Annotated in this window: 24 protein-coding genes; 16 read left to right on the forward strand and 8 right to left on the reverse strand. The window is 69.4% G+C overall.

From position 1 onward, the window contains the following. The first annotated feature begins 92 nt into the window (after nucleotides 1-92). The 13 genes from map (at nucleotide 93) to truA (ending at nucleotide 8,323) form a co-directional block, all read left to right on the forward strand. Complete coding sequence (gene map / locus ACTWNK_RS07050; RefSeq protein ID WP_474302913.1) at nucleotides 93-902, forward strand: type I methionyl aminopeptidase; 810 nt, start codon at nucleotides 93-95, stop codon at nucleotides 900-902. A 20-nt stretch (nucleotides 903-922) separates the two neighbouring features. Continuing rightward, entirely contained in the window at nucleotides 923-1,351 is a 429-nt protein-coding gene (locus ACTWNK_RS07055; RefSeq protein ID WP_474302915.1) for a DUF1707 SHOCT-like domain-containing protein, read from the forward strand. Nucleotides 1,352-1,464: 113 nt separating this feature from the next. After that, entirely contained in the window at nucleotides 1,465-1,860 is a 396-nt protein-coding gene (locus tag ACTWNK_RS07060) for a hypothetical protein (protein ID WP_474302917.1), read from the forward strand. A 195-nt stretch (nucleotides 1,861-2,055) separates the two neighbouring features. Continuing rightward, on the forward strand, nucleotides 2,056-2,607 hold the full coding sequence (locus tag ACTWNK_RS07065) for a hypothetical protein (RefSeq protein ID WP_474302919.1): 552 nt from the start codon (nucleotides 2,056-2,058) through the stop codon (nucleotides 2,605-2,607). Nucleotides 2,608-2,704: 97 nt separating this feature from the next. Beyond that, nucleotides 2,705-3,352, forward strand: coding sequence for a class F sortase (locus ACTWNK_RS07070; protein ID WP_474302921.1), 648 nt, complete (start codon nucleotides 2,705-2,707; stop codon nucleotides 3,350-3,352). A gap of 196 nt (nucleotides 3,353-3,548) precedes the next feature. Beyond that, on the forward strand, nucleotides 3,549-3,770 hold the full coding sequence (gene infA, locus ACTWNK_RS07075) for a translation initiation factor IF-1 (RefSeq protein WP_012887858.1): 222 nt from the start codon (nucleotides 3,549-3,551) through the stop codon (nucleotides 3,768-3,770). A gap of 24 nt (nucleotides 3,771-3,794) precedes the next feature. After that, nucleotides 3,795-3,908, forward strand: a complete 114-nt coding sequence (gene rpmJ, locus ACTWNK_RS07080; protein ID WP_003956441.1) for a 50S ribosomal protein L36 — start codon at nucleotides 3,795-3,797, stop codon at nucleotides 3,906-3,908. Nucleotides 3,909-4,119: 211 nt separating this feature from the next. Continuing rightward, the gene (gene rpsM, locus ACTWNK_RS07085; protein ID WP_474302924.1) at nucleotides 4,120-4,500 is read left to right on the forward strand and encodes a 30S ribosomal protein S13; all 381 of its coding nucleotides are present in this window, start codon (nucleotides 4,120-4,122) and stop codon (nucleotides 4,498-4,500) included. A 45-nt stretch (nucleotides 4,501-4,545) separates the two neighbouring features. Continuing rightward, on the forward strand, nucleotides 4,546-4,950 hold the full coding sequence (gene rpsK / locus ACTWNK_RS07090; protein WP_020542285.1) for a 30S ribosomal protein S11: 405 nt from the start codon (nucleotides 4,546-4,548) through the stop codon (nucleotides 4,948-4,950). A 17-nt stretch (nucleotides 4,951-4,967) separates the two neighbouring features. Beyond that, nucleotides 4,968-5,594: a 30S ribosomal protein S4 gene (gene rpsD / locus ACTWNK_RS07095; protein ID WP_474302927.1), complete on the forward strand. Its 627-nt coding sequence runs from the start codon at nucleotides 4,968-4,970 to the stop codon at nucleotides 5,592-5,594. Between the two features lie 101 nt (nucleotides 5,595-5,695). Next, nucleotides 5,696-6,712, forward strand: a complete 1,017-nt coding sequence (locus ACTWNK_RS07100) for a DNA-directed RNA polymerase subunit alpha (protein WP_474302929.1) — start codon at nucleotides 5,696-5,698, stop codon at nucleotides 6,710-6,712. Between the two features lie 107 nt (nucleotides 6,713-6,819). Continuing rightward, on the forward strand, nucleotides 6,820-7,356 hold the full coding sequence (rplQ, locus tag ACTWNK_RS07105) for a 50S ribosomal protein L17 (RefSeq protein WP_474302931.1): 537 nt from the start codon (nucleotides 6,820-6,822) through the stop codon (nucleotides 7,354-7,356). Nucleotides 7,357-7,438: 82 nt separating this feature from the next. Continuing rightward, a complete protein-coding gene (truA, locus tag ACTWNK_RS07110) occupies nucleotides 7,439-8,323 on the forward strand; it encodes a tRNA pseudouridine(38-40) synthase TruA (RefSeq protein WP_474302933.1) in 885 nt (294 codons plus the stop codon). Between the two features lie 4 nt (nucleotides 8,324-8,327). On the opposite strand, the gene ACTWNK_RS07115 is transcribed toward truA, so the two are convergent. The 3 genes from ACTWNK_RS07115 to ACTWNK_RS07125 form a co-directional block, all read right to left on the reverse strand. After that, nucleotides 8,328-11,207 (reverse strand): flagellar basal body-associated FliL family protein, encoded by a 2,880-nt coding sequence (locus tag ACTWNK_RS07115; protein WP_474302935.1) that lies wholly within the window; start codon nucleotides 11,205-11,207, stop codon nucleotides 8,328-8,330. Between the two features lie 102 nt (nucleotides 11,208-11,309). Continuing rightward, nucleotides 11,310-12,146 carry a hypothetical protein gene (locus tag ACTWNK_RS07120; protein WP_474302937.1) on the reverse strand — a complete coding sequence of 279 codons (837 nt, stop codon included), beginning with the start codon at nucleotides 12,144-12,146 and terminating at the stop codon, nucleotides 11,310-11,312. Between the two features lie 57 nt (nucleotides 12,147-12,203). Next, nucleotides 12,204-12,962 carry a CAP domain-containing protein gene (locus ACTWNK_RS07125; protein ID WP_474302939.1) on the reverse strand — a complete coding sequence of 253 codons (759 nt, stop codon included), beginning with the start codon at nucleotides 12,960-12,962 and terminating at the stop codon, nucleotides 12,204-12,206. A gap of 342 nt (nucleotides 12,963-13,304) precedes the next feature. Between ACTWNK_RS07125 and rplM the strand changes: the two genes are divergently transcribed. Genes rplM through glmM form a run of 3 tightly spaced genes read left to right on the forward strand, consistent with a single transcriptional unit; the run spans nucleotide 13,305 to nucleotide 15,677 of the window. Continuing rightward, on the forward strand, nucleotides 13,305-13,748 hold the full coding sequence (gene rplM, locus ACTWNK_RS07130; RefSeq protein WP_474302941.1) for a 50S ribosomal protein L13: 444 nt from the start codon (nucleotides 13,305-13,307) through the stop codon (nucleotides 13,746-13,748). Nucleotides 13,749-13,786: 38 nt separating this feature from the next. Further along, nucleotides 13,787-14,308, forward strand: a complete 522-nt coding sequence (rpsI, locus tag ACTWNK_RS07135; RefSeq protein ID WP_474302943.1) for a 30S ribosomal protein S9 — start codon at nucleotides 13,787-13,789, stop codon at nucleotides 14,306-14,308. A gap of 1 nt (nucleotide 14,309) precedes the next feature. Continuing rightward, nucleotides 14,310-15,677, forward strand: a complete 1,368-nt coding sequence (gene glmM, locus ACTWNK_RS07140) for a phosphoglucosamine mutase (protein WP_474302945.1) — start codon at nucleotides 14,310-14,312, stop codon at nucleotides 15,675-15,677. A 101-nt stretch (nucleotides 15,678-15,778) separates the two neighbouring features. On the opposite strand, the gene ACTWNK_RS07145 is transcribed toward glmM, so the two are convergent. The 5 genes from ACTWNK_RS07145 to ACTWNK_RS07165 form a co-directional block, all read right to left on the reverse strand. Then, nucleotides 15,779-16,495: an ABC transporter permease gene (locus tag ACTWNK_RS07145; RefSeq protein WP_474302947.1), complete on the reverse strand. Its 717-nt coding sequence runs from the start codon at nucleotides 16,493-16,495 to the stop codon at nucleotides 15,779-15,781. Continuing rightward, on the reverse strand, nucleotides 16,492-17,409 hold the full coding sequence (locus ACTWNK_RS07150) for an ABC transporter ATP-binding protein (RefSeq protein WP_474302949.1): 918 nt from the start codon (nucleotides 17,407-17,409) through the stop codon (nucleotides 16,492-16,494). The genes ACTWNK_RS07145 and ACTWNK_RS07150 overlap by 4 nt, the downstream gene beginning before the upstream one ends. Continuing rightward, nucleotides 17,406-18,287, reverse strand: a complete 882-nt coding sequence (locus ACTWNK_RS07155; protein ID WP_474302951.1) for an ABC transporter permease — start codon at nucleotides 18,285-18,287, stop codon at nucleotides 17,406-17,408. Before ACTWNK_RS07155 ends, ACTWNK_RS07150 begins: the two co-directional genes overlap by 4 nt. Next, the gene (locus ACTWNK_RS07160) at nucleotides 18,280-19,185 is read right to left on the reverse strand and encodes an ABC transporter ATP-binding protein (protein WP_474302953.1); all 906 of its coding nucleotides are present in this window, start codon (nucleotides 19,183-19,185) and stop codon (nucleotides 18,280-18,282) included. Before ACTWNK_RS07160 ends, ACTWNK_RS07155 begins: the two co-directional genes overlap by 8 nt. A 61-nt stretch (nucleotides 19,186-19,246) precedes the next feature. Continuing rightward, the gene (locus ACTWNK_RS07165) at nucleotides 19,247-20,170 is read right to left on the reverse strand and encodes a DUF389 domain-containing protein (protein ID WP_474310856.1); all 924 of its coding nucleotides are present in this window, start codon (nucleotides 20,168-20,170) and stop codon (nucleotides 19,247-19,249) included. Nucleotides 20,171-20,211: the final 41 nt, after the last annotated feature.

The raw sequence follows: 20,211 nt of genomic DNA on the forward strand, positions 1-20,211 counted from the left end.
GCACACTGTGGGGGACTTCTGCATGATCACAGTTATCGTGGGGGAATTGAGGTCCCACGTCCGCCCGTTGACCACCCCGGGGGGTGCCGAACGTGTTCAAGAAGAACAGGCATGGAATCCAGATCAAGTCGCCTGAGCAGCTCGACAAGATGCGAGCCGCTGGACTGGTGGTCGGACGGACGCTTGAGCTGCTGAGGCGTTCGGTCCAGCCCGGCCTGACGCCGCTCGACCTGGACGCCATCGCCGAGAAGGCGATCAGGGACGAGGGCGCGATCCCGTCGTTCAAGGGCTACCAGGGCTTCCCGGCGACGATCTGCGCGTCGGTCAACGACGAGGTCGTCCACGGCATCCCCTCCGACCTCAGGCCGCTGCGCGAGGGCGACATCATCTCCATCGACTGCGGCGCCATCCTGGACGGCTGGCACGGCGACTCGGCGATCACCGTGCCCGTCGGCGAGGTGGCCCCCGAGCTGACCGAGCTCATGCGCGTGACGGAGGAGGCCATGTGGCGCGGCATCTCCGCCCTGACGCCCGGCCGCCACCTGTCCGACATCGGCTACGAGGTCGAGCGCTACGTGAAGTCCCAGGGCCGCTACGGCATCCCCCAGGAGTACGGCGGGCACGGCATCGGCACCGAGATGCACATGGACCCCTGGGTGGCCAACCACGGCAGGCCAGGCCGGGGCCCGGCCTTCGAGGAGGGCATGTGCTTCGCCGTCGAGCCCATGGTGAATCTGGGCGGGCAGCGCACGAAGGTGCTGGCCGACGACTGGACCGTCGTCACCATCGACGGAAAGCCCTCCGCGCACTTCGAACACAGCGTCGCGGTGACACATAATGGACCTTGGGTGCTTACCGCCATCGACGGTGGCGAGGACCGGCTGCGAGAACTGCTCGGCTAAGACGCGATGGAGTGATGGCGATGGCCCAAAGCCCGGAGATGCGGGCCTCGGACGCCGATCGAGACCGGGTGGCGGCCGTGCTCAGGGAGCACACCGCCGACGGCAGGCTCACCATGGACGAGTTCAACGAGCGTCTCGAACGGCTCTACGCCGCCAAGACCTATGGTGAGCTCGCCGTGCTCACCTCGGACCTGCCACAGGTCGACCTGCGGATGCGCGCGGCCAAGGCGCCGGCGCCGCTGCCGAAGGTGCAGGGCATGCACGCGGGGATGAAGGCGGCCTGGAGCGCCTGGGCGGTGGCCAGCGCCGTCAACTGGGTGATCTGGCTGATCATCAGCATCACCAGCGGCGAGTTCATCTACCCCTGGCCGCTGTGGGTGATGGGCCCATGGGGTGCGGTGCTGCTGATGAGCACGGTGTTCGGCAACGGGCCCAAGCCTCAGCGCTAGCGAAGCGGTAATAGTGCACGCTCGGCGTCGAGTGTGCATTCCTTCACAGAACGGATCGGCGTTCCTTCCTAACGTGAGCGATGTCGAAAGGCACCACTCATCGGAGGAAGAACATGCGCAAGCTTCTCGTGGCCGCCGCTCTGGCCGGCTCGATCGCCACCGGCCTGCTGACCCCCGTCGCCGCCGGTGCGAGCACCACCGCGACCACCTCGTCAGGCGGCTGGGGCAAGTACTACTCCAGCGACCACAAGGCCTACAGCTACGGCAAGACCTACAAGGACAACGGCCGCGTCTACACCAAGTGGTACGGCGTGGACAAGCCCGGCGGGCACAAGGGCTACATCTGGTTCGAGTACTACAAGGGCGGCAAGTGGTACAAGTTCGCCCAGGGCTGGGACGGCAAGGGCAGCTCGCTGTGGGGCCACAAGGGCATCAAGAAGATCTACACCTACACCTGCTGGGGCGCCAGCAAGTTCGACCACTGCGGTGGCAAGCACCGCATCTACTAGTCGAAGCGCCCGCTTCACCGGGACCGAAGCCTTTCGGGAGAGCCCGCCGCGATCGTCGCGGCGGGCTCTCCCGCTTTCTGTCCTGCTTCGGAGGTTCGCAGGGCAAAAGACGCACTCTTTACCGCTGGTCGTAGTTGGCGCTGGTCAGGCCGGGTAGATGATCTTTGACGATGGAACCATCGCATTGGGGGGACGATGGCGCGCAGGCGTAAGGCCGGCACCATGCGCTGGTTGCTGCTCGGCGCGGTCGCGAGCACGGTGATGTCGGTGGGCGCCGCATCGGCGGGACCGTCCGTGCGGGTGCTGCCCAATCCCGTCTCGCCAGGGCAGTACACGCGGATCTACGCCTACAACTGCACACAGGAGAAACAGACCACCCAGGGCGACATCTTCGCCCGGTCGGCGGCATTCGCCGACGAGGTGGAGCTGGAGAGCTACGACAACACCACGACGTGGCACGGCCTGGCGCAGATCCCGTACTCGGCGCCGAGAGGGGCGAGCTCGGTCTACGTGAACTGCCCGACGGGCACCGCGACCGGCTCGATCACGATCGGCGGCGGACATCCCACGGGCGGTCCCGACACCGGGGGAGGCGGCCTGGCGGTGGCGGCAGAGCAGGCGGCGGGCGAGCCCGCCAGGGGGCCGTGGCTGGCGGCGGCGATGGTGGGGCTGGTGACGCTCGGCGCGGGCGGCGCCTATCTGGCCCGCAGGCGCCGCGGCCCAGAGCGCCGGCACGTCGACGGCTGAGCCCACGATGCGCCGGACCACGCGAGGCGCACCCCTCTCCACAGACTCGTGCCTGCCCGGCGCCGCTGGTCGGCGGCTGCCGGCGCCGGGCGGGCACGTGACCCGTTGCGCCCTCCTCGCGACCTTCCTGACACTCACCGCGGCGCTGACCGCCTGTATGCCGCTCGCCGCCGTGCCCCGTGCGCCCGCCGCCGTGCGCACGCCGCCCGTGGCCACGCCCTCACCCAGTACGTCGATCGTGTGGCCGACGCCGCTGGCGGGGGAGCCGGGCAGGGCCGAGCCCACCCGTGTGCTGATCCCGAGCCTCGGCGTCGACGCGCCGCTCGTGGTGCTGGGCGTGGGAGCCGACGGCGTGCTCGCGGTGCCGCCGCTCGATCACGCGAATGTGGCCGGATGGTACGGCGGCAGCCCCACGCCGGGCGAGCGCGGCTCCTCGGTGGTCGCGGGACATCTGGACACCAGGACCGGGCCCGCGGTGTTCGCCAGGCTGGGCGAGCTGGCGCCGGGAGCCGTGGTCGCGATGGTCAGAGGGGACGGTACTGTGGCGGTGTTCGAGGTCGAGAGGCTTGAGCGCACACCCAAGACCCGCTTCCCCGCCGACGAGGTCTACGGCCGCACCGACGACCGCAGGCTGGTGCTCGTCACCTGTGGTGGCGCGTTCGACCAGGCCAGGCGGTCGTATGCCGACAACGTCATCGTGCACGCGGTGTTCAGGGCGGCGTATCTCGCTTCCGAGTTGCGGTAGTCTGATGCATGGTTGTGTCAGGACACCTGCCACGCGTTTCGCGTTTTGAGCTCAGGTGTCGTACACTCCTTAGTCGGCTCACTATGGCTTTCACGCGTCGGCGGTCTCGCTGATCGCCGCTCTCTTCGAAGCGTGAAGTCGCGGCTGCTTAGTGATCCGATACCTCAGACGACCGATCAGTGAAACGCGAGGGATTTTGGCCAAGAAAGACGGCGCCATCGAGATCGAGGGCACTGTGGTCGAGTCGCTCCCGAACGCCATGTTCCGGGTGCAGCTCGACAACGGCCATAAGGTCCTGGCCCACATCAGCGGGCGGATGCGGATGCACTACATCCGAATCCTTCCTGACGACCGGGTAGTCGTTGAACTGAGCCCCTACGACCTGAGTCGCGGGCGGATCGTCTACCGATACAAGTAAACGTCTGAGGAATCACGAAGGACTATGAAGGTCAAGCCGAGCGTTAAGAAGATCTGCGACAAGTGCAAGGTGATCCGCCGGCACGGTCGCGTCATGGTGATCTGCGACAACCTGCGCCACAAGCAGCGTCAGGGCTAGTCACAGAAAATCGGCCTTACTGAAAGAGTCCGCTCGTCGTAGCGGACTCGACTCATGTGGGGCGACAAAGAATGAGCGCGTCACACCTGCGAAGGCGGCCTGGCCGTACCACGTAGGAGACCCTCGGTCGGAGGCCGAGGCCCTCACCCCGGGCATGGGGAGGGGAAGTGAGGCGCAAGACCTCCGCCACAACGAAGGAGAATGCCCGACCATGGCTCGCCTGGTTGGCGTCGACCTCCCCCGCGACAAGCGGCTGGAGATCGCTCTCACCTACATTTACGGAATCGGCCGCACCCGCGCTCTGGAGATCCTCCAGGCCACCGGTGTGAGCGGTGACCTCCGGGTCCACCAGCTCTCCGACACTGAGCTCGTCCCGATGCGTGACTACATCGAGGCGAACTTCAAGATCGAGGGTGACCTCCGTCGAGAAGTTCAGGCCGACATCCGTCGCAAGATCGAAATCGGCTGTTACCAGGGCATCAGGCACCGCAAGGGCCTGCCTGTCCACGGCCAGCGCACGCAGACCAACGCGCGTACCCGCAAGGGCAAGAAGAAGACCGTGGCCGGCAAGAAGAAGCCCGGTAAGAAGTAGTCCGCGCAGCCGCAGGACCGAAGACCTCAGGAGTGAAGGCAAACAATGCCTCCTAAGAGCCGCCAGGGTGCGCCGAAGAAGGTGCGCCGCAAGGAAAAGAAGAACGTCGCTCACGGGCACGCCCACATCAAGAGCACGTTCAACAACACGATCGTCTCGATCACCGACCCCAACGGGAACGTGATCTCCTGGGCCAGCGCCGGCCACGTCGGGTTCAAGGGCTCTCGCAAGTCCACCCCGTTCGCCGCGCAGATGGCCGCTGAGAACGCCGCCCGCCGCGCCATGGAGCACGGCATGCGCAAGGTCGACGTGTTCGTCAAGGGTCCCGGCTCCGGCCGTGAGACCGCGATCCGTTCGCTGCAGGCGACCGGCCTCGAGGTTGGCTCCATTCAGGACGTCACCCCCGTGCCGCACAACGGCTGCCGCCCGCCGAAGCGCCGTCGCGTCTGACCAGGAGATAGAGAACAATGGCTCGTTACACCGGAGCGGACTGCAAGCTCTGCCGGCGAGAGAAGACCAAGCTCTTCCTCAAGGGTAAGAAGTGCGAATCCGCCAAGTGCCCCATCGAGATCCGTCCCTACCCCCCGGGTGAGCACGGCAGGGGCCGTCCCAAGGAGTCGGAGTACCAGCTCCAGCTCCGGGAGAAGCAGAAGACCCGCCGCATCTACGGCATCCTCGAGAAGCAGTTCCGCAACTACTACGAGGAAGCCAACAAGAAGGGCGGCAAGACCGGCGAGAACCTCCTCCAGATCCTGGAGAGCCGTCTCGACAACGTGGTCTACCGCGCCGGCTTCGCCGAGTCGCGTGACGCCGCCCGCCAGCAGGTCCGTCACGGTCACATCATCGTGAACGGCAAGAAGGTCGACATCCCGTCGTACCGCGTGCGCGAGCACGACATCGTCGAGGTGCGCGAGAAGGCTCGCAACCTTCTGCCCTACGAGGTGGCCCGCGCCACCGCCGGCGACAAGACGATCCCGGCCTGGCTGGGCGTCGTGCCGGAGAGGCTCCGTGTCCTGGTTCACCAGCTGCCGGTTCGCCAGCAGATCGACACCCAGGTCCAGGAGCAGCTGATCGTCGAGCTCTACTCCAAGTAAGAGCTCGCTACTGAATGGGGTACGGCATGCCGTACCCCATTTAGGCTGTATTCAGAGTGGCGTCAAATAGCGGGCGCCGCCCTAGCAAGGGGAGATCCCACATGCTGATCGCTCAGCGCCCGACTCTTCTCGAAGAGTCGATCGACGAGACCCGGTCCAAGTTCGTCATCGAGCCGCTGGAGCCGGGCTTCGGCTACACCATCGGCAACTCGCTGCGTCGCACGCTGCTGTCGTCCATCCCGGGCGCGGCCGTGACGAGCATCCGCATCGAGGGCGTGCTGCACGAGTTCTCGACCGTTCCGGGGGTCAAGGAGGATGTCACCGACATCATCCTGAACCTCAAGGAGCTCGTCGTCTCCTCCGAGCACGACGAGCCGGTCGTCATGTACCTGCGCAAGCAGGGCCCGGGTGAGGTCACCGCCGCCGACATCGCGCCTCCGGCCGGTGTCGAGGTGCACAACCCCGAGCTGCGCATCGCCACGCTCAACGGCAAGGCGAAGCTGGAGATGGAGCTGACCGTCGAGCGCGGTCGCGGTTACGTCTCCGCCGCGCAGAACAAGCAGCCGGGCCAGGAGATCGGTCGCATTCCGATCGACTCCATCTACTCGCCCGTGCTCAAGGTCACCTACAAGGTCGAGGCGACCCGAGTCGAGCAGCGCACCGACTTCGACCGTCTGATCCTGGACGTCGAGACCAAGGCCGCCATGAAGCCCCGCGACGCGGTGGCCTCGGCGGGCAAGACCCTCGTCGAGCTGTTCGGTCTCGCCCGCGAGCTGAACATCGAGGCCGAGGGCATCGACATCGGCCCGTCGCCGACGGACGCGGCCCTGGCCGCCGACCTGGCGCTGCCGATCGAGGAGCTGAACCTCACCGTTCGCTCCTACAACTGCCTCAAGCGCGAGGGCATCCACACCGTGGGTGAGCTCGTGGCCCGCAGCGAGCAGGACCTTCTCGACATAAGGAACTTCGGCGCGAAGTCCATCGAAGAGGTCAAGCAGAAGCTGCACGAGATGTCGCTGGCCCTGAAGGACTCCCCGCCCGGGTTCGACCCGAGCGCGGTGGCCGGCGGCGGTTACGACGACGACGACAGCGCGTACGTCGAGACCGAGCAGTACTGAGCTTCACCCATCTGGTTCATCGCGGGCTCCCGCCTCACGCGGGAGCCTGGCGGCCCGACTCCGGTACCTGACACGGCCGGGGCGGGTTCACTCTCAAGGAGAACGCAATGCCCAAGCCCGCCAAAGGTGCACGTCTTGGTGGCAGCCCGGCGCACGAGCGGCTGATCCTGGCCAACCTCGCCACCGACCTGTTCCGCCACGGTCGCATCCGCACCACGGTGACGAAGGCCAAGCGCGTCCGCCCGCTGGCCGAGCGCCTCATCACCAAGGCGAAGAAGGGCGACATGCACAACCGTCGCCAGGTGCTGACGGTCGTCAAGGACAAGGGCGTCGTCCACCACCTGTTCACCGAGATCGCGACGACGTTCGCCGAGCGTCCCGGTGGCTACACCCGCATCACCAAGATCGGCAACCGTAAGGGCGACAACGCGCCCATGGCCGTCATCGAGCTCGTCACCGAGCCGCTGAACGCCGTGCGCGTGACCCGTCCCGCCGCCGAGACCGCCGCGCCCGCCGCCGCGGCTCCGGTCGCCGACGTCGCCGACGACGAGGCCGAGGTCGTCGAGACCGACGCCCCCGTCGAGGAGACGGCCGAGGAGTCCGCCGAGGCTCCCGCCGCCGAGGCGAAGAAGGACGACGCCTGATCCGTCAGGCCGATCCGTTCGATCGGGCCCGGTGCTTCCGCTTCGTGCGGGGCGCCGGGCCTTTCTTCATGAGGGAGGCTGCGTGAGCGGCGAGTCGGTCAGGGTACGGCTTGACCTCGGCTATGACGGCACCGACTTCTCCGGCTGGGCCGTGCAGCCAGGCAGGCGTACGGTCCAGGGCGAGATCCAGGCGGCGATCGGCAGGGTGCTGCGCCTGGCCGCCGAGCCCCAGCTGACGGTCGCCGGGCGCACCGACGCCGGGGTGCACGCGCGGGGACAGGTCGCCCACGTCGACCTGCCGATCCCGTCGTTGGAGGAGCTGGTACGAAACCGGCATACCGACGCGGGCGCCGGGGGAGTCGCTGAGCGGCTCGTCACGCTGGTGCGGAGGCTGGCCGGGGTTCTGCCATCGGATGTACGCGTGCATCGGCTCAGCGTGGCTCCTGAGGGCTTCGACGCCAGGTTCTCCGCACTGTCACGGCGTTACGCCTATCGGATCGGGGACGCGGCCGGAGGCGTCGATCCGCTGCGGCGCAGGGAGGTCGTCTGGCATGCCAGGCCGCTCGACCTCGACGCGCTCAACGCCGCGGCCGTGCGTCTGCTGGGCGAGCACGACTTCGCCGCGTTCTGCAAGCGCCGCGAGGGCGCGACGACGATCAGGGAACTGCAGCGGCTCGACTGGGCCAGGGACGCCGACGGGCTGCTGGTGGCGACCGTGGTGGCCGACGCGTTCTGCCACTCGATGGTACGGGCGCTGGTCGGCTCGCTGATCGCCGTCGGCGAAGGGCGCAGGGCCGTGGAGTGGCCCGGCCGGGTGCTCGCGCTCGCCGTACGCGACTCAGGGGTGCATGTGGCGCCCGCGCACGGGTTGTGCCTTGAGGAGGTGCGTTACCCGGACGCGGCCGAGCTGGCCCTGCGCGCCTCGGCGACGCGCAGGGTGCGTACTCTCGGCTCGGCCGGGTGCTGAGCGCTCAGTCGGTGATGCGGCGTTCGAGCACGAGCGAGGTCTGGTCGCGGAAGGCGCCGCTGACCTTGCCCAGGCCCTTCTCCTTGGCCGTCGGCGTGTGGCCGTCGGAGTAGGTGGCGTAGCTGAAGACGATGTAGCGCCCCCAGAGCAGCCCGGCCGCGTAGCCGCCCGCGATGTGCACGCGTTCGCCTCCGCTGCCCTTCTTGGTGGGCAGCGGCTTGAACCACAGGTTCTTGGTGAGGTCCTTGGCCTGGTCGACGGCCGTGGCGGCGTCCTTGGTCGGGAGTACGGCTATGCCGGTGGTGATGGCGTAGCGCTTCTTCTCGTCGACGTACGTCGCGCGCAGGACGCGGCTGCACTCGTGCTCGTCGAGCGCGTCGGCGAACGGGCCCGCCGCCGCCTTGTCGCACGACTCGGTGAGCGCGGTCTTCAGCCTGGTGTAGGTCAGGCCGTCGATCTCGATCTTCTTCTCGGGGAAGGCCTCGGTGACCGCCAGCTGCTGGGGGTCGGTCTCCTCGGAGTTCAGCACCGAGAGGCTGAGCGGGTCGGTGGCCGGGGACTGGACCGGGACCGGAGGCTCGTTGATCGTGCCGGTGCCCGTCGCGGTCGCGTCGGCCGGTTTCGCCGCCGTCATCGACCGCCAGGCGAAGAAGCCGCCCGTGCCGATGCCCGCGACGAGCAGGACGCTCAGCGTGGCGATCAGCGCCTTCTTGCTCTTCGGGCCGCCCTTCGGGAGCTCGGCGGGCGGGGCGTCCGGCATGGGGCGCTGCTGGGCCAGGTGGGCGTCGAGCGCCGGGACGTGCGGGGGCTGCTGGTGGGGTGGCTGGAACGCCGACCTGGGCTGGGGGAGGTGGACCGGCGGGGAGCCGTGGGGCGGGGTCGGCTGGTCGTGGGGGGAGGTGCTGTCCGGAGGGACGCCGTCCAGGGGGGAGGGGGAGGGGCGCTGGGCCGGGATGGTGGCCTCCGTCGAGGGGGCGCGGTGCAGCGGGTGGGGCTTGTTGGGGCGCTTTCCCCAGGTCTCCGGAGGGAAGGGGAGGTCGGGGAGGCGCTCCTGGGTGTCCTCGTCCTTGTCCTCGTTGCTTTCGTTCTTGGGGGCGGCCGGGGGGCGTGGGACGTCGAGGGTGGGGTCGTCGTCGGCCTCCACCACGTGTGCTTCGTCCTCGGGGGCCGGGGCCGGGGCCGGGGTGGTGCTCGGGGGAGTCGGCGGGGTCGGCGGGGTCGGGGGCCATACCGGGACGTCGCCGGGGGCCGCGGGGCGGTGCTGGCCGACCGGGCGGGTCTTGTCGTCGTCCTCTTCGCTGCCGTCGCCGTCGCCGTCGGCCTGGGGTGACGGGGGTGCTTCGGGGGTTGCCGCCGGGAGGGTGTGGTCGGTGTCGTCGGGGAGTTCGCCCGTGGCGGCGGGCCACGGGGGCATGGACGGGGTGTCGGAGACAGGGGCGGGCCATACCTGCATGCCCGCCGCCGCCGCGGTGAACGTAGCGGGCGGCTGCCAGGGCGGCGGCGTGGCCTCGGGCTGCGGCGTCGCGTCGTCGGGCGCCGGGGCGAGCCAGGCGTCCATGTCGTCGGCGCGGGTCTGCGTCGGCGGGATGGGCGGCGGAGCCGGGGTCCACGTCTCCTGCGGCGGGCCGAGCCACGGGTCCTGGTTCGGGTCGAGCCAGGGCTCCTGCTGCTGAGGCGTACGCCAGGTGGCGGGCGTGGGGTCCTGGTCCTGCGGCGGCTGCCACGGGGCGTCCTGCGGGCCGGGTTGCCATGGGGGAGGCGTCGAGCCCTGCGGCCAGGTGGGAGGGGCGAGGTTCGGCTGCCACTGGGCCTGGTCCTGCGGCGGCTGCCAGGGGGCGTCCTGCTGGCCGGGCTGCCAGGGGGGCGAGGGGGCCAGCCAGGGGTCGTCCTCGGTGGGAGGCGTCCAGGCCTGGGCGCCCGGGGAGGCGGCGGACGCGCCGAAGGCCGGAGGGGCATCGGCCGGGCGGCCGGTGGCGCCGTCGCCGGGGGTGGCGGGTGGCGGGGGGACGGGCTGGGGGTCGGCCGCTTCCGCGTAGGGGGGCTGGGGCAGGCCGGGCTCGGTGTACGGCGGCTGCGCGCCGCTGGGGTGGGCGGGGCCGGCACCGACGGGGTGTGGCTGTGCGCCGACGGGGTGGGGGTGGGCTGGTCCGGTGTGGGGCTGGGAGGGGTTCGAGTCAGGCCCGGTGTACGGCTGGGAGCGGCTTGAGTCAGCTCCGCCATACGGCTGCGAGGGGCCCGCGTCAGCCCCGATGTACGGCACGGAAGGGCTTGAGTCGCCCCCGCCGGACGGCTGGGAGGGACTGGAAGTGGTCGAGGCGGGCCCGGTGTACGGCTGGGAGTCCGGGAGGACCGGTGGTGTCCAGGTGGGCATCGCCCAGGAGGGGCCCGTGGCGTCGGCAGGCTGACGCGAGGCGTCGGGGGAGGCATCGGGGTCGGCGTGCCAGTCGTAGGGGGCCGACTCGTCGCCCGCGACCTCCCACGGCTGGCGTGGCGTCGTCCAGGCGTCGTGGTGGGCGCGTGTGCCGCCCAGGCCGTGCGACGTGCCGGTCTCGGGAGAGGCCGGCATCAGCGCGCCGGGCTCCCGCGCTCCGGCGGAGGGGCCGGGTGTGTCCGTGCTGCCCACTGCGTCCGGCTCGGAAGCACCTGACGCCTCTCCGGTGCGCACCCCGGGCACGCCTTCGCCCGGCGGCGCGCCCGGCTCCGGTGGCGGGCCCGGTGGGGCCTGCCCGGTGGCGGGTACGACGGGGGGCGCCTCGGGGGAGGGCGTCATGAACGGGTCGGGTCGCTGCACCGACGGCTGGCCGAAGCTCGGCGGAGGCGTCGCCGGTGCGGCCGAGCCGTCCGTCTCACGCTCGTGCTCGGACCCGGAATCCTGGCCACGCATAAGGGGGAGCCTAGCGAGAGTCGAGAGATCGTCAGGCCGGTATGGGCGTTCCCGGCCGGATCGGTATGGCCGAGTGTCCGGTTATCGAGGTGAAAGTCCGGTTCATTGGGCGGGTGCGCCGGTGAGGCTGCGGGTGTCGAGCGCCTTGAACACGGTCAGTTTGCTGACGTCGTCGGCGGCCTGGAAGAGCTTCTTGCTCTCCTTCTTCGACGGCGCGTGCCCATCCTTGAACTGGAACCACACCAGTACGGCGTAGTGCCCGTGCGTCCAGATCTCGGCCCCGGCCCCGCTGGAGGCGCCGAGGAACTTGGTCACCTTGTCCTTGCCGGGCAGCGGCTTGACGTACAGCTCGCGTGCGCCCTTGCCGCCGGCCGACGCCACCTTCTTGGCCGCCTTCTCGTCCTTGAGGTTGGCGACGCCGACGGTCCCGATGATCTTGCTCGCGTCGTCGCGGTAGCTGGCCCGCAGGAGCTGCGTGCACTTGCCGGAGGCGAGTGCCTTGTGCAGCTTCTCGCCGACCGCGGCCTCCTTGCACTTCTTGTCCGTGCGCTTGATCGTCAGATGGTACGTGCGCCCGCCGACGGTCAGCTTCTTCTCCCCGAACAGCTCCTTGAGCGTCAGCGGAGCCGCGTCGGTCTTGCGCGAGGCGGCGAAGCCGTAGGTGCCTCCGGGGCCGGTCGGGATGGGGGCCTGGGCCATGACGTCGGTCGTGGGGGCGACCTCGGCCTTGGGCGCCTCGGTGTTCCACATGACCGCGAGGCCCACGCCGAGCCCGATGAGGACGGCCAGACCGGCCGCCGCGACGATGAAGGGCTTCTTGGAGCCCGGCCCCTCGTCGTAGGGGCTCCACATGGCGTCGCGCCGGGTGCCGGACGGCGGGAGGGCGGCGTCGCCTTCGCCCGGCTTGCCGTCGCTTTCACGTTTCTTGGGGAAGCCCATGCCCAGAGATTATCGGGGCTCGGCGGCAGGGCAGGTCGCCTATGTCCGAAGTGGGGCTCAGCTGTAGCCGAAGTCCTGGGTCCACCAGGGCCCGCCGGGCCCGCCGACGACGCCCACGCCGATCGCGCGGAAGCGGCAGTCGAGGATGTTGCGCCGGTGGGCGGCGCTGGCCAGCCAGCCGCGTACGGCCTCTTCGGCGCTGGCGTAGCCCCTGCCGATGTTCTCGGCCGCGCCGCTGCGGTATCCGGCCGCCTCCATCCGCTCCCACGGCGAGGAGCCGTCGGGCGACTCGTGCGAGAACTGGCCGGAGGCCGCCATCTCCTGCGAGTGCGCGCGCGCGGCCCTCGTCAGCATGCCGTCGACGCGGAGCGGGTCGCAGCCGCGCTGGGAACGTGCGGCGTTGGTCAGCCTGACCACCTGGCCCGCGAGCCCGGAGGACACCTCGCCGCCGGGTGAGCCGTGCGTCCTGGTCACGTCGGAGGGGATGTCGCCGGTGATCGTGGTGCCGGTGTCGGTGGGGCGGCGCTGCACGGTGGCCGAGGGCTTGGGCGTGTGCTGGGCGCGCCCTCCGGCGGGCGACTGCCTGGCGATGCGGCCGGCATGCGCCTGGATCTTCTTGTTCGACGGGCTCGGAGTGGCGGCCACGGTCGGGGCCGAGTTGTTCAGGTAAACCTGATCGGGGGTCTCGACGTCTTGTGAGAGACGACCGATCAGAACTCCCGCGCACAGAACCGTCAGCAGGCAGGCCAGGGTGCCCAGCCGGGTCCGGCGGCGTGCGCCTCGCTGGGAGTGCCTGGTGTGAGTGCTCTGCCACATACCGGAGTCAACGATAGAGATGTCGGGTCTTGGGAAAGAAGGGATTGCCCAGAACCGAAATAGAACCGTTCTGTCGACTCCGTGGTCGCAGGTAGACTGGCTACGGGAAACCGAAGAAGACGCGTCCGGGATGTGCCTTCTTTTGACCCGTGCCCACGGGTAGCGGTAACCTAAGCGATCGTTGTATGCGAGTCGGTCCGTCGTGACCGATACGCGGCGCGTCCGGCGTCATCTCCCATCTGCTGGAGACGGAAGGTCCGGGCCGTCGTGTGCCCGCACCGACCGACCATAGAGCTGTCCGTTCCGACAGCGCCGAAGACGCGATTTAAGAAGGCTACGACCGTGCGCACGTACACACCGAAGCCCGCCGACGTTCAGCGTCAGTGGTACGTCATCGACGCTACTGACGTCGTGCTGGGCCGGCTGGCCAGCCACGTCGCGACCCTGCTCCGCGGTAAGCACAAGCCGATCTTCGCCAACCACGTCGACACCGGTGACTTCGTCATCGTCATCAACGCTGGCAAGGTGTCCCTGAGCGGCAACAAGCTCGAGCAGAAGAAGGCGTACCGCCACTCGGGTTACCCCGGCGGCCTGCGCTCCGTCACCTACGGCGAGCTCATGGAGAAGCGGCCCGACCGCGCCATCGAGAAGGCCGTCAAGGGCATGCTCCCCAAGAACGCCCTCGGCCGTCAGATGGCCAAGAAGCTGAAGGTCTACGCCGGTGCGGACCACCCGCACCAGGCGCAGCAGCCTGTGCCGTTCGAGATCACCCAGATCGCCCAGTAGTCGGCTGACGCCGAGTTCGAAAGAGTTAGAGGAGTACCGTGGCTGAGCCCACCGGTGTCGAGACGGCCGTCGAGGTCGAGCAGGAGGAGTTCTCCAGCGAGGAGTTCCCTTCCGAGTACACCACCGAGTCCGCTGCCATCGCTGACGCCCCCGTGCGCAAGCCCGTCACGACGGGCAACTCGTACGGCACCGGTCGCCGTAAGGAGGCGATCGCCCGTGTGCGCATCGTCCCCGGCACCGGCAAGTGGACGATCAACGGTCGCACGCTGGAGAACTACTTCCCCAACAAGGTGCACCAGCAGATCGTCAACGAGCCCTTCGTGGTGCTCGGCGCCGAAGAGGCGTTCGACGTGATCGCCCGCATCGACGGCGGCGGCGTGACCGGCCAGGCAGGCGCCCTGCGCATGGGCCTGTCCCGCGCGCTCGCCATCCTGGATGTCGAGACCAACCGTGCGCCGCTGAAGAAGGCCGGCTTCCTCACCCGTGACGCCCGCGCCACGGAGCGGAAGAAGTACGGTCTCAAGAAGGCCCGCAAGGCTCCGCAGTACAGCAAGCGTTAAGTTGGGGCGCCTTTTCGGCACCGACGGGGTACGTGGGGTCGCTGGACGCGACCTCACGGCCGAGCTCGCCATGGACCTGTCCGTGGCTGCCGCTCATGTCCTCGGCGACGCCGGGGCGTTCCATGCCAGCGCTCGGGCCGGTTCCCCTTACGGGGGCCGGCCCGTCGCCGTCGTAGGCCGGGATCCCCGCGCTTCGGGAGAGTTTCTCGAAGCGGCGGTGGTCGCCGGCCTCGCGTCGTCGGGTGTGGATGTGCTCAGGCTCGGCGTGCTGCCCACCCCGGCGGTCGCTTACCTCACCTCGGCCCTCGGGGCCGACCTCGGTGTGATGCTGTCGGCGTCGCACAACCCGGCTCCCGACAACGGGCTGAAGTTCCTGGCTCGCGGTGGCCTCAAGCTCGACGACTCCGTCGAGAACGAGATCGAACGCCGCCTCGGCGAGCCCTGGGACCGCCCCGTCGGCGCCTCGGTGGGCCGCGTCCGAGAGGCGTACGGCGAGGCCGACCGTTACGTCTCGCACCTGCTGACGACGCTTCCCGGCAGGCTCGACGGCCTCAAGGTCGTCGTCGACTGCGCACACGGCGCCGCGCACATCGTGGGGCCTGAGGCCCTGCGCCGGGCCGGAGCCGACGTCGAGGCCATCGGGGCGCGTCCCGACGGGCTCAACATCAATGCCGGATGCGGCTCCACGCATCTGGACAAGCTCCAGCAGATCGTCATCTCCAGGGGCGCCGACGTGGGCATCGCCTACGACGGCGACGCCGACAGGTGCCTGGCGGTCACGCACCGGGGCGAGGTCGTCGACGGCGACCAGATCATGGCCATCCTGGCGCTGGCCATGAAGACCGACGGCAGGCTGGCCCAGCACACCGTGGTCGGCACCGTGATGTCCAATCTCGGCTTCAAGCACGCGATGCGCGACGCCGGGGTCAAGGTCGTCGAGACGGCGGTCGGCGACCGCTACGTGCTGGAGTCGATGAAGGCCAACGGCTACAACTTCGGCGGCGAGCAGTCCGGCCACGTCATCATGCTGGACCACGCGACGACGGGTGACGGGGTCCTGACCTCGCTGCACCTGCTCGCCGAGATGGCCCGCAGCGGCAGGTCGCTGGCCGAGCTGGCCTCGGTGATGACCCGCCTGCCGCAGGTCCTCGTCAACGTCAAGGACGTCGACAGGAGCAAGGCGGCGACCCCCGAACTCACCGCAGCGGTGGCCACGGCAGAGGCCGAGCTCGGCGAGTCCGGCAGAGTGCTCATCCGGCCGAGCGGCACCGAGCCGATGATCCGCGTGATGGTCGAGGCCGCATCCGAAGACCAGGCCGAACTCCTCGCGGGCCGCCTGGCAGACGTGGTCCGCACCGCCTGCGTCTGACCTCACGACGCCCGGCACGACGAAGCCCCCCTCCACCACGGAGGGGGGCTTCGTCGTTCCCGCGCAACCGCCCGGCCATACCCCCCGGAAGGGCCGGACGGCTACTCGTCGCCTGTCAGGGAGAAGGAGCGCAGGCGTTGGCCTGACCAGACGACGGCGCCGATGGTGACGATGAGGAGGGCGGGGATGGCGAAGCCCAGGGTGAGGTCGCTCTTGATGTAGGGGGAGTCGGTGAACTGGGCGGCGATCGTCTGGGCCCACTGCTGGATGGAGAACTGGCGGGCGCCGGGGACGAGGGTGCCGATCAGCCCCTCCCAGACCAGGGCATAGATGATGCCGATCGTCACGGCGTGCCTGGTGATGACGCCTAGGAACAGGAACACCGCCGCGTAGGCGATGCCTCCGGCCAGGGAGCCGACGGCGACGCCGAGTGCGATGCCGTCCTCGCCCTTGACCAGGATCCATCCGGCCGCGAACGTGGGCACCGCGGCGAACAGCGCCAGCAGCGACGCGGCGACCGCGAACTTGGTCTGGGCGATCACCGGCCTGGAGATCGGCTTGGACAGCAGGTGGATGATCGTCCCGTCGTCGATCTCGGGTGCGATGACGCCGGTGCCCGCGATGAGGCCGAGCAGCGGCAGCATGGTGCCGATCGCGAACGTCTGCAGCAGCGTGAGCGTCGAGGCCTGGTCGGTGCTGCCGACGATCTTGAGCAGGATCGCCAGCCCGATGAGCGAGACCGGCAGCAGGATGAGCAGCACGATGCGCCGACGCCCGAGAACGGCGCGGTAGGTGATGCCCGCGACGACTGTGTTCATCCAGAGCTCCGGGTGATCAGGTAGGCGAACACGCTCTCCAGGTCCTCGTCGGCGGGCGAGACCTGGTGCAGGTGTACGGACTCGGCGCGTGCCACACGGGGCAGCAGCCAGGTGAAGCGGCGGAAGTCCAGCGCCTTGACCTCGAGCCCTTCGGCCGTCAGCGAGACCGCGCCGGAGGAGTCGTCGACGATGAGGGCGGCGGCGAGCTTGCGGTCGTCGCTCGAGCGGATGCGGAACAGGTGCGGCCTGTCGGTCATCCTGCGCCGGATCTCGCGGAAGTCGCCGGAGGCGGCGTGCCTGCCCGAGACCAGCACCTCGATGTGCTGGGCCACCCGCTCGACCTCTTCGAGGATGTGCGAGCTGAACAGGATCGTCTTGCCCGCGGCGCCCATCGCGGTGATGAGGTCCATGAGGTGCATGCGCTGGCGCGGGTCCATGCCGTTGAACGGCTCGTCGAGCAGCAGCACCTGGGGGTCGTGCACCAGGGCGGCCGCCACCTTCATGCGCTGGCGCATGCCCTTGGAGTACGTCTCGATCCTGCGCTCCTGCGCGGGCTCCATCTCCACCGTGGCCAGGGCCTTGCGCGCGGCGCCCTCCGGGTCGGGAAGGCTGTGCAGCCTGGCCGCCGACAGGACGAACTGCCAGCCGGTGAGGAAGCCGTACACGCCTTCGCGTTCGGGTACGAGGCCGAGGTCGCGGTAGACGTGGTGGTTGCGCCAGATCGGCTTGCCGTCGAGTGTGGCGGTGCCGCCCGAGGGGGCGAGGAACCCGGCCATGATGTGCAGCAGTGTCGACTTGCCCGCGCCGTTGGGGCCGAGCAGGCCCGTGACGCCGGGCCCGACCGTCATCGTGACGTCGTTGACGGCGACGACATTGCGGTACCAGCGTGAGACGCTCGTGAGCTCGATGTTCACTGCGAGGCCGCCTTCCGGTAGCGCAGGACGAGCGCCGCGACGGCCACGGCGATGATCGCGATCAGGATCAGCCCGGAGGCGGGCCCGCCGATGCCGCCCGGATAGCCGTCGTCGTTGTTGGGCGTGGTGCCGAACAACCACACCTGGACCGCGTCGACGAGGAAGAACGGATTGATCAGCCAGGCCCAGGCGGCCGCGGTGTCCTGCCCGATCGAGCGCAGCGTGGCGTACAGAACGGTCGAGACCGCCGACGACAGCAGGTAGACGGCGATGATCGAGGCCACACCGAGCCCGCGCCTGGGCGTGAGCGAGGCCACCGCCAGACCGAACGCGCCCAGCAGCAGCGACAGCAGCAGCCCGCCGACGAGCGAGGAGATGAAGTCCTTGGTGTGCGGCGGCCCGGGCAGGTCGATGAGCAGTTCGCCGACGAACATCACGATCAGCGGCACCGAGATGAGCAGGAACAGCGCCGCCACCATCGCGGCCAGCTTGGCCGCGACGTACTCCAGCACGGAGATGGGCCGCGACAGGTAGAGCGGCAGCACCCTGAAACGCAGGTCGGGCGCGACCACGGTCGGCGCCTGCGCGGCCAGGAAGATCGCCAGCACCGGCTGCATGGTCACCGCGAACATCGTGTAGCCCATGCCCGGCTGCTTGACCAGGGCCATCAGCGCGATCGAGACGACGACCGGAAGGAACATCGCCGCCGCGAGCAGGAACGGCATGATCTTGGAGCGGGCCGTACGGCCGAGCCCGAACACGCCGCGCAGGCTGTGCACGGTCAGTGCGCGTACGGCATAGGCCTGGCCGAGCCTGGGGCCGTCGTAGTGCCGGTAGCCGATGTCGTGGATGACGCCGGTCGCGGGACTGTCAGACATGGGCGTCCTCCCGGAAGACGTCCTCGATGCGCTGGCGGCCCTGTTCGAGGCGGACGAGGCAGAGGTCGAGGTCCACGACGGCGTCGCGGATGGAGTCGAAGGTCTCGGGCCCGCGCACGTGCACCAGCAGCAGGCGGCCGTGCGGCGTGACCTGCTGGCCGAGTTCGGTGAGCTTGGCGGCCAGCGGCTGGGCGCCCTCCTCGACCTCGACGGTGACGGTCTGGGTGGCCTGGGTGAAGTCGGAGATGGCCGACGAGCGCAGCAGCGTGCCGCCGTCGATGACGATGACGTGGTCGCAGACGCGTTCGAGCTCGCCGAGCAGGTGCGAGGTGACCAGCACGCTGATGCCGAACTCGGAGCCGATCCTGCGGATCAGGGCGAGCATCTCGTCGCGGCCGTGCGGGTCGAGGCCGTTGGTGGGTTCGTCGAGGAAGACGAACTTGGGGTCGTGCACGAGGGCCTGGGCGAGCTTGACGCGCTGCTTCATACCGGTGGAGTAACCGCCGATGGCGCGGTAGCGCTCCTCGTGCAGGCCGACATGGCGCAGGACGTCGGCGGCGCGCTCGCGGGCGGCGGCGCGCGGCAGGCCTGACATCTGGCCGAGGTGCACGACGAGTTCGGTGGCCGAGACGTCGGGCGGCAGGCACTCGTGTTCCGGCATGTAGCCGACGACCGAGCGGATGGCGGCGCCGTGGGTGGTCACGTCCATCCCGAGCACCTCGGCGCGGCCCGCGGTGGGCGGCAGCAGGCCGAGCATGATCTTGATGAGCGTGGACTTGCCCGCGCCGTTGGCGCCGACGAGGCCCGTCACGCCTGGGCCCACCGAGACGGTGAGCTGATCGAGGGCGGTGACCGTGGGGAAGCGCTTGGTGAGCCCCTCGGCCGTCAGGATGGTCATGATCCGGACACTACCCGTCACGCGTGGGCGGGAGCCTCGTTCGAGGGGAGGAAATCGCCGGTCATCCGCGCGGGCGACGACCCTGAGGCAGCCGGGGCCACAGCCGCCTCTGGATCATCAGGGTCGCGGTTCCGGCCAGCACCATTCCGGCGATGTTGACCCCGAGCTGGGTGACCGAGCCGCTGACCACCTTCCAGTCGCCGAGCGCGATGGCGACGGCGATGTACCCGGCGGCGGGCACGGTGGTGACCGAGATGAACACACCGACGAGTGCGGACGACTTGCCCGCGGTGATCGACAACACGCCCGCCGTCCCCGCCAGCAACGCCACGATGAACGACCACTTATCGGGATATACGATGAATTGCACCTCGGCATTGATGTCGAGCATCTCCACCGTGATCCAGCCCAGCTCGGCCGAGACCCACGCGCATGCCGTCGTCACCGCGATGGCGGCAAGGAAGCCGTAGACCAGCGCACGGCAGGCCCGCGTGATCAGATGCCCCTGCCGGTACAGCAGCCCGAAACAGATCGCGGCCACCGCCCCGAACTCGGGCCCGAGCACCATCGCGCCCACGATGAGGATCGGCGAGTTGATCAGGATGCCGATCCCGGCGATCTGGGTGGCGATGGCGAGAAAGGCGAAGTACGCCCAGGTGCCGCGTACCTCGTCGTGCACCCGCTGGTCGAGCTCCTCCCAGATCACGGCGTCGTCGTCCTCGCCGGGCGCCGCCGCCTCGGCCTGCTCGGCCGCCGCCGACAGCGTCAGGTCGACCTGGTCGGCCGAGATCGAGCCCGACTCCCTGAGCCAGCCCAGCCTGTCGATGATCTCGTTGGCCGACTCCCTGGCCACGTCCAGCAGGATCAGGTCGCCGGCGGGCCCCTGGGCGACGCCGGGCAGGACGACCAGGTTGGTCGCCCCCTTGCACGACCTGACCACGTCCAGCACGTCATCGGTCCGGTCGGGCGGGCTGATCAAGCGCATGTGCAACACGGCGCCAAGCCTATGGCGATCTTCCGTTGATC

Source organism: Nonomuraea sp. IBHARD001, assembly GCF_056106265.1.

What these genes read in the sequence shown, in the direction of transcription:
- ACTWNK_RS07055 (WP_474302915.1), top strand. Translation starts at nt 923, where the DNA reads ATGGCCCAAAGCCCGGAGATGCGGGCCTCGGACGCCGATCGAGACCGG.
- ACTWNK_RS07060 (WP_474302917.1), top strand. Translation starts at nt 1,465, where the DNA reads ATGCGCAAGCTTCTCGTGGCCGCCGCTCTGGCCGGCTCGATCGCCACC.
- ACTWNK_RS07065 (WP_474302919.1), top strand. Translation starts at nt 2,056, where the DNA reads ATGGCGCGCAGGCGTAAGGCCGGCACCATGCGCTGGTTGCTGCTCGGC.
- rpmJ (WP_003956441.1), top strand. Translation starts at nt 3,795, where the DNA reads ATGAAGGTCAAGCCGAGCGTTAAGAAGATCTGCGACAAGTGCAAGGTG.
- rpsM (WP_474302924.1), top strand. Translation starts at nt 4,120, where the DNA reads ATGGCTCGCCTGGTTGGCGTCGACCTCCCCCGCGACAAGCGGCTGGAG.
- rpsK (WP_020542285.1), top strand. Translation starts at nt 4,546, where the DNA reads ATGCCTCCTAAGAGCCGCCAGGGTGCGCCGAAGAAGGTGCGCCGCAAG.
- rpsD (WP_474302927.1), top strand. Translation starts at nt 4,968, where the DNA reads ATGGCTCGTTACACCGGAGCGGACTGCAAGCTCTGCCGGCGAGAGAAG.
- ACTWNK_RS07100 (WP_474302929.1), top strand. Translation starts at nt 5,696, where the DNA reads ATGCTGATCGCTCAGCGCCCGACTCTTCTCGAAGAGTCGATCGACGAG.
- rplQ (WP_474302931.1), top strand. Translation starts at nt 6,820, where the DNA reads ATGCCCAAGCCCGCCAAAGGTGCACGTCTTGGTGGCAGCCCGGCGCAC.
- ACTWNK_RS07115 (WP_474302935.1), bottom strand. Translation starts at nt 11,207, where the DNA reads ATGCGTGGCCAGGATTCCGGGTCCGAGCACGAGCGTGAGACGGACGGC.
- ACTWNK_RS07120 (WP_474302937.1), bottom strand. Translation starts at nt 12,146, where the DNA reads ATGGGCTTCCCCAAGAAACGTGAAAGCGACGGCAAGCCGGGCGAAGGC.
- ACTWNK_RS07125 (WP_474302939.1), bottom strand. Translation starts at nt 12,962, where the DNA reads ATGTGGCAGAGCACTCACACCAGGCACTCCCAGCGAGGCGCACGCCGC.
- ACTWNK_RS07145 (WP_474302947.1), bottom strand. Translation starts at nt 16,495, where the DNA reads ATGAACACAGTCGTCGCGGGCATCACCTACCGCGCCGTTCTCGGGCGT.
- ACTWNK_RS07155 (WP_474302951.1), bottom strand. Translation starts at nt 18,287, where the DNA reads ATGTCTGACAGTCCCGCGACCGGCGTCATCCACGACATCGGCTACCGG.
- ACTWNK_RS07160 (WP_474302953.1), bottom strand. Translation starts at nt 19,185, where the DNA reads ATGACCATCCTGACGGCCGAGGGGCTCACCAAGCGCTTCCCCACGGTC.
- ACTWNK_RS07165 (WP_474310856.1), bottom strand. Translation starts at nt 20,170, where the DNA reads ATGCGCTTGATCAGCCCGCCCGACCGGACCGATGACGTGCTGGACGTG.